The sequence below is a fragment of the Ignavibacteria bacterium genome (assembly GCA_025612375.1).
Classification (GTDB): domain Bacteria; phylum Bacteroidota; class Ignavibacteria; order Ignavibacteriales; family SURF-24; genus JAAXKN01.
In genome coordinates this window covers 1-6,026 of record JAAXKN010000078.1, presented here as the reverse complement: position 1 = coordinate 6,026, position 6,026 = coordinate 1, and the positions used below count along the sequence as shown (strand labels likewise).

Genomic DNA, 6,026 nt, shown 5'->3' with positions numbered 1-6,026 from the left:
TAGCTAATATCTTTACTGGTCCATCCACTCCCTGAAGCTGGAAGCGCGGCGGCGGCTTACAATTACCTCATCCGCCGTTTTGGGCCTGAGCTCAAGCTTAAGGCTCCCGCTGAAAAAAGTGTGAACGCTTTCAACTGAACTGATGCTTACAATAAACTGCCTGCTTATCCTGAAGAATTCCGACGGATTAAGCTCACCTTCCAGCGTGTCCATGGTATAGTCTGTCATATATTTCTTCCCGCTGAAAAGAATTATGTAGGTCAGCTTGTTTTCCGAATGAAAATATGCAATTTCCCTGCAGCTCACGCGCTGAAATGCCTGCCCCGTTTTTATTAAGAACCCCGTTTTATATACCTGCTGGCTTAAGCCGATTTTCCTTAAGACTTCCTGAATTTCTTTTGCCGCCGCAGGAGCTGGACTTTTAAGCCTGTTAAATTTTTCCAGGCTTCTTTTCAGATCCTCAGCCTTTACGGGCTTCAGTAGGTAATCTATGCTGTTTACCCTGAAGGCCTGAATTGCGTATTCATCGAAGGCGGTGGTAAATATTACGGGTGAATCTATTGTTGTGCGGTTAAATATCTCAAAGCACAAACCGTCCGAAAGCTGTATGTCCATAAATATCAGGTCCGGATTCGGGTTACCAGAAAACCATTCCACCGAGCTTTCAATGCTGTCTAATGTGGCCACCACCTCAACCGATCCATCAGCCGACTCTATCAGCTGCTTCATGCGCCTGGAAGTTAATACCTCGTCTTCAATAATCAGTACTTTCATTCATCCCTTCAGGTTTAATCATCGGAACCAGAACACGGAAGATTCCCCCCGTATCCTCAACTTTAATATTTCTTTTGCCCAGAAGCCTGTAGCGCTCTGTAATGTTTTCAAGACCGAGGCCGGTATGCTTCTGAGGCGACAGCTTCTTCTGCAGATTGTTTTCCACAATAATATCCATGCGGCTGCCGGTATAAAACTTAATTACAAGCGGCCTGCTCTGCGAAATAATATTATGCTTGATTGCATTTTCCGCCAGTATCTGCAGCGTCTGCGGAGGTATGAGATAATTTCCGAACTTCGCGTCAATTTCAATTTCCGCCTTCAGGCTCTCGCCGCACCTTGCCTTATGGAGGTATATGAAAGAATTTATAAACTTCAGCTCATCGCACACTTTAACAAGCCTCTCACTTTTCTGCTGAAGAAGATACCTGTAGACGTCCGCCAGCTCCTGTACAAACTGTATTGCCATGTCCTTGTCCTCTTCAATAAGCGAAACGAGCGAGCTCAGGCTGTTAAAAAGAAAATGAGGATTCACCTGCGCCTGAAGCGCCTGAAGCTGCGAGGAGATATTATCTTTCTCCAGCCTCTCTTTTTCTACAAGAGCGTGACTCCACTGCCTGAAAAAATAAAAGCTTATGTAAGCCAGCTGGTACAAAAGAAATATTGCTAAAAAAACATATATTAAGTTTCTTATTACCGGGTAAGCTCCCGTTACCTGAGCCTTTCTTACGGCCTCGGGCAGAAGAAGCGAAAGCATAAAGCTGTAGCCCGCAATAATTATGAACATCAGAAGAAATGAATGCACAGTATTAAGCCCTATCTGAAGCGATAGCCTTTTTACCGGGGAGATCTCCCACTTGTAGCGCGTGTCCAGCCAACGGTTAACACTGAGGTTTGCCTCCAGCGTAATAAATATCATAATAAAGTTAAACAGGCTGTCGGCCATAAAATGCAGCAGATACGACCCGCTGAACTCCACCTTGTGCCCGGGTAGTAGATTGTGATAGACGAGCGTCATCACAAGCGAGATAACTATCAGTATCTCAATTTTCCGCAGATTATTTTTTATTATTTTCATCTCATTCTTAGTCTTAAATGCCTGATAAGCAAAAGTACAGAGCCTTTTGGAAAAAGGCAAAGCATAAGCTCAAAGTTCATATTCAATTCCGAATATCGGCATGATGCTCCACTGGTATATTGTTTCCTGTGTGTTTTCTACAGGGTTCCAGTAGTAGTCAGATACATTCTTCCTGTTATACGCGTTCCATACCGAAAGGTAGACGTCCAGGCTCTGCGAGCTGAAGAAAAACTTCCTGTCAACTCTTACATTCAGCGAGTGATAACCGGGATACCTCATAGAGTTAATATTATTCACGTCTATTACGCCTGTTCTTAATTCACGAGACTTCTCCTTGTCAAATGGAGTATACGGGCAGCCTCCGGCGTAAGTCCACCTCAGGCTCAGCTCCCACTCCTGCACAGGCTTATATCCCGCTATAAAACTGAATATAAATTTATTGTCGTACACACGGTTACGCCACGTACCCTCATAATCGCGGTAACGGCTTCTGAAATATGAGGCGCTCAAAATGCCGTAATAGTTCTCTGAGAGTTTTTTCTGCATCAGGAGCTCCACGCCTCTTGTATATCCTTTTCCTGAAGAGGTAAGCTCATTAAAGTTTCCGAATGAACTTCCTGTAAGCCCCCCGTCAATTACGCTTAAGGATGGATCGCTTTTTGAAAGAGGAAGATCCATGTACTCCTTGCCGTAAATCTCAAACGTAAGCCTTGTGTCAGGAGTAATAATATATTCAAGCCCTGTTCCAAAGTGATAAGCCTTTATAGTCTTAAGATCCTGAAACTCAGGCCTCTGCGATAAAAGCACCATGGGCAGCCTCTGACAAAACATTCCCGCACCTGCGTTTAACTTCAATAGCGGATTTACCTCATATGAAAGTGATACCCTTGGCGAAAAAACAAAATTCTTATTAAGAGAATAATAGTCGCTTCTTAAACCTATGGACGCTGTAAAGCTCTTGTAAGGCCCCGCACTATATGTTATAAAAGCGCCATACCTGAAAGGCCTTAAGTTACGCTTTACAATATACTCCCCTTCCGGAATGCCGAGCCTGCTGGTGTCTGCAAACTTTGTATAGTCATACCTTCCTATGCCATTTGCCGCCTCCAGTCCGAACTCAAGGCGGCTTAACTTGCTGAGATCCAGATAATTTATATTTTTGAAATTTACCGATCCCTCGTAGTTATCCGAAACGTAATACTTACCTTCAGTGCTCACCTTATTGAAATCGTTCTTAAAGCTCTGAACTGAGTAAGATAAATTTGTCACGGAATACACTGAGGAATTCCAGAGCGCCTTCCAGGAGATGCCCGCCGTATTCTGGTAATTGTCAATAAGCCCGTAGTAGTTTCCTCCCTGTTCCACGGCGTCTTCACGGCTGAAGGATTCATGGTCATCGCCAAAAATGTCCAGCAGTGAAAGCTTATGCTTTTTGCTTAAATCATAAGTAACCTTTGCCTGCGCGTCCCCGTAGCGTATGGTCATTCCCCAGCCCGCGGCCTTGCTGAAAAAGTCCAGGTAGCTCCGCTTAAAAGATGCAAGCCATGACCCCTTCGCTGCTGGAAGAGGTCCCTCCAGCGCACCGCCGAAACCCGCCCAGTTGAGATCGGCCTGAAGATCCACTTCATCTTTATTCCCTTCCTTGAAAGTTATGTCTACAACTGAAGAGAGCCTGTCGCCATACTGCGACGAAAAACTGCTGGTCAGAAAATTAAAGTTGTCAATAAACTCGGCATTTAATATTCCTATAGGCCCCCCGGTTGAACCAATACTTGGGAAATGGTTTATGTTAGGCACAGGCATGCCGTCTACGTAAAACCCGTTCTCACTCGGGCTTCCGCCCCTTACCACCAGGTCGTTATTGTCGTCTGAAACCCTGGCCGTCGAAGGCATTGCCATAAGTATGCGGCTTATATCCCCCATTGAGCCGGGTGATCTTTTAATCTCCTCATTATTAAAATTTACCGCGCCGGAATTGCTTACTTCAGGCGACTGGAAGTACCCCGCCGAAACTACCACGCCTTCGGTTTCAATTACAGCCTCCTTCAGCGCGGCATCGCTGTATGTAATTCTGCCGGGCCTTACCTGCACATCCGTCTTCATTAAATTATCGTATCCCACCGACCTGTATTCAAGCGTGTAGTTTCCGGCAGGAACATTTGCTATTGTGTAATACCCCGCGGTATCTGTTACCGCTCCCGACGTGGTGCTGCGGATAAGCACGGTTGTCCCCATTAGGGCTTCCCTGGTCCTGAGGCTTAAAACTCTCCCCTTAATTGTGCCTTTTCCTTCCTGCGCTTCCAGAATTCCTGAAAGGAGGATCAGGACTGTAAGTGTATAAAAAGCCAGGCGGCATCTTGCTTTCTGCATTTTCTTTCCCAATTATTTTAACATCCATACTAAAAATATCACCCGGGATTAACTTTGCAGAATGGAAAAGTCCCGCCGGCAGAATTTCCTTGCCGGACGGAAGAAATAGGGCACTGAAGTGATATGCCTTTAGCGGATACTAATTTTTCATATTGACTGCCTGCAGCCATAAATATATTATATCTTAAAAGTGTCTCCTTAACATTCACGGAGAAAATTATGCTGGCAATGAACTTTCGCGGACCCTTCAGAATACGCATGGATCATGACAAACCCTACCCTGAAATCAAACACCCCAACGATGTAATTGTAAGAGTTACAAGGAGCTGCATATGCGGATCCGATCTGCATTTATATCACGGACTTGTACCTGATACCAGGGTGGGTTCTACATTCGGACATGAATTTACAGGAATTGTTGAAGAAATCGGCTCTTCTGTTCAAAAGTTGAAAAAAGGCGACCACATTCTGGTGCCGTTTAATATTGCTTGCGGCGTCTGCCCGTTCTGCCGCCAGGAACTCTACGGCAACTGCCACGAGTCCAACCCCGAGGCAACTGCCGTGGGCGGAATCTTCGGCTACTCGCACACCGCAGGCGGATTCGACGGCGGACAGGCCGAGTACGTTAGAGTCCCTTATGCCGACGTGGGACCAATGATAATCCCCGACTGGATGGACCCTGAGGACGCGGTCCTCCTGACAGACGTAGTCCCTACCGGCTACCAGGCTGCCGAAATGGCCGGAATACAGCCCGGCGATACTGTTTTTATTTTCGGCGCGGGACCAATAGGCATTATGGCCGCCAAATGCTCCTGGCTTTTCGGCGCCGGCCGCGTCGTGGTAATTGACCACATCGACTACCGTCTGGAATTTGTTAAAAACTACGCCCAGTGCGAAGTCCATAACTTCCGCGACCTTAGGGATCCTGTGGTATTTGCAAAACAAACTACAGACGCCCTCGGAGCCGACGTGGTTATTGATGCCGTAGGCTGCGAAGCCGCGGGCAACGCCATGGAAACTCTCATGGGACGCAAAATCCCTCTTCAGGGGGGATCTACAACAGCCCTTCACTGGGCAATTAACTCCGTTAAAAAAGGAGGTATTGTTTCAATTGTGGGAGTCTACGGACCTATCGGAAGCCTTATACCTGTTGGCAATATTGTAAATAAAGGCTTAACCATCAGGGCAAACCAGGCATCCGTAAAACGCCTTCTGCCAAGACTGATTGAACACGTAAGAAACGGCGTAATAAACCCCAAAGCAATTATTACACACCGCCCGCCCCTGGAAGAAGTGCCCGAAGCTTATCACATGTTTTCATCCAAACTGGATAACTGCATAAAAACGGTGCTCATTCCGCCAAAGGCTGGAATTTAAGAAATTATGTTTAACAATAAATAGAAGATATTATGACAGCAGATGAAACACGCCCCGGGGATTTTAAGCGCGTCAAAAGCGTCGACCCGGCAACAATAAAAGGATGGGGCATTGATGCCAATCCGGATAACGACCCGACTTACCCCATAAAAAAGCGCACCGATGAAGAGCAGCAGGGCTACAGCTGGGATAGGCCCCCGCAGCAGCCCATTGACGTGGAAGTTCTCCGTTCGGTTGAAAGGCCTAATATTACAGCCGTATTCGGCACATCTGTGCCACCTTCGGGCTTAAGCGGCATGATCCGCCGGCTTGCATTCAAATACAGCGAATCGAGCTACGGCCACTGGGTGCCTCTGATGCTTGCCGACCGCATTAACGCCGTGGAAGGAATAATAGACGACATAAGCCATGCCCATGTACCTAACAT

5 protein-coding genes are annotated in these 6,026 nt (G+C 46.6%); 2 read left to right on the top strand and 3 right to left on the bottom strand.

All coding sequences use genetic code 11. The annotated features are described in order from the left end of the window. Positions 1-12 precede the first annotated feature (12 nt). The 3 genes from HF312_20985 to HF312_20975 form a co-directional block, all read right to left on the bottom strand. Positions 13-774, bottom strand: coding sequence for a response regulator transcription factor (locus HF312_20985; protein MCU7522697.1), 762 nt, complete (start codon positions 772-774; stop codon positions 13-15). Further along, a complete protein-coding gene (locus HF312_20980; GenBank protein MCU7522696.1) occupies positions 755-1,852 on the bottom strand; it encodes a histidine kinase in 1,098 nt (365 codons plus the stop codon). Before HF312_20980 ends, HF312_20985 begins: the two co-directional genes overlap by 20 nt. A gap of 69 nt (positions 1,853-1,921) precedes the next feature. Further along, the gene (locus tag HF312_20975; protein ID MCU7522695.1) at positions 1,922-4,222 is read right to left on the bottom strand and encodes a TonB-dependent receptor; all 2,301 of its coding nucleotides are present in this window, start codon (positions 4,220-4,222) and stop codon (positions 1,922-1,924) included. A 219-nt stretch (positions 4,223-4,441) separates the two neighbouring features. Here HF312_20975 and HF312_20970 point away from each other — a divergent pair, with 219 nt between their 5' ends. Together HF312_20970 and HF312_20965 are read left to right on the top strand one after the other, a co-directional pair. Continuing rightward, complete coding sequence (locus tag HF312_20970) at positions 4,442-5,599, top strand: glutathione-dependent formaldehyde dehydrogenase (protein ID MCU7522694.1); 1,158 nt, start codon at positions 4,442-4,444, stop codon at positions 5,597-5,599. A 95-nt stretch (positions 5,600-5,694) separates the two neighbouring features. Continuing rightward, the coding region (locus HF312_20965) for a hypothetical protein (GenBank protein MCU7522693.1) at positions 5,695-6,026 on the top strand (332 nt) is incomplete at its 3' end.